Source organism: Protofrankia sp. CiP1_Cm_nod3, assembly GCF_982290655.1.
Map to the genome: position 1 here is coordinate 22,177 of NZ_CEVIVD010000077.1, position 1,378 is coordinate 23,554.

The following is a 1,378-nucleotide window of genomic DNA, read 5'->3' on the forward strand; positions in this document are numbered from 1 at the left end:
CATACGGCGACAGGTGCCCGGACGGACCGCCCACCCAGGCGTGCATACGGCTGTCCATCCGGCTGTCCATCCGGGTGTCCACCTGGGTGTCCACCTGGGTGTTTCGCCCGGTTCGCCGCTGTCGTCCGCGACCGCCCACGGCAGCCGTGGGAACATGGGGACGTGTACGCCCGCGGAGGCAGGACGGTCCTCAGGACGAAGCCGGCCGGCACGCCGGTGGACAGTCACCCGCGGCGACCGGGCTGCCCGCGGACGCCTCTCACCGGCATCTGCGTCGCCGTCGCCGCTGCCGTACCGGTGCTCGCCGCGACCGTGGGGCGGCTTCCGCTCGCCGCCGTCATCGCCGTCGAAGGGGTCCTGCTCGGCCGGGCCTGGGTGCGGGCGCTCGGGGCGTCGACCGGGACCCTCGCGATCGTGCTGGTGGCGGCGCTGGCCGCGGACGTCACCGCCGCGCTGACCGATTCCGACGGGATCGGGAACCTGGCCGGGGTCATCGGCCCCGCCGTGGTGGCGGTCATCCTCGTCCAGCTGGCCAGACGGCGCGGGGGTGCGCGGGCCGCCGGTGCTTCGCCGTGGGCCGGGCCGCCAGCGGCGACCGGGGCCCGGCAGCAGTATGATCATGTTCTTTCCGCGCCGCCGGTGAGACGGCTGCTCGGGGCAGGGGAGCGGCGGGCCACCGCCCGCCGTCACGGCTCCCCGGTGGGACGGGCGGCGACGGTCACGGTCGACATGGCCGCGGGCCTGAGCGGAGTGGTTCTGGTCGCCCTGCTGGCCGGCTGCCTGAACGTGGCCGCCATCCGGGCGCCGGACGGCCGGCTGGTCGGCCCCGCGGTGCTGGCCGCCGGTCTGCTGGGTGCGGGTACGGCCGTCCTCGTCACACGGCTGTGTGCCGCGATGCCGCGCACGGGTGCGCTCACCGGGCCGGGAGGAGCGGCGGGGCCCACCGGGTGGGGCCGGGCCCGCCCCGGGCCGCGGGCCGGTGGGCCGGCCGGGCTGGCTGTCGCGCCGGCCGTCGGGCTCGCCGCCGGTACCGGTGCGGGTGCTCTCCTCGGCGGCTTCGCGGACGGTCCGGCCGCCTGGGAGGCGGCGCTGATCGCGGTCGCCGCCGCCGTGGCAGCGGTTGTCGCCGACCGTGCCGTCGCCCGCGCGGCCACCGAGATCCGCGCCGAGCCCGTGGCCGAGCCGGGCGGCGCGGCAGCGCCCGCCGACATCCCCGGGCAGGCACCCCAGCACGACGGCCATCCTGTCGGGTGGCCGCTGGTAGCGATCCTCCCACTGGCCACGGCCGCCGCGTTCGTGTACGCGGTGGGCCACCTGCTGCTGGGTACCTGACGCCGTGCCCAGGCCGCGCTGAAACAGCCCCACCCGTGAACAGCCC

Annotated in this window: 1 protein-coding gene; it reads left to right on the forward strand. The window is 77.4% G+C overall.

Annotated features, from left to right (window positions below; all coding sequences use genetic code 11):
* Positions 1-312 precede the first annotated feature (312 nt).
* Complete coding sequence (locus AC5LUJ_RS15345) at positions 313-1,332, forward strand: hypothetical protein (RefSeq protein WP_493465151.1); 1,020 nt, start codon at positions 313-315, stop codon at positions 1,330-1,332.
* The last annotated feature ends 46 nt before the right edge of the window (positions 1,333-1,378 follow it).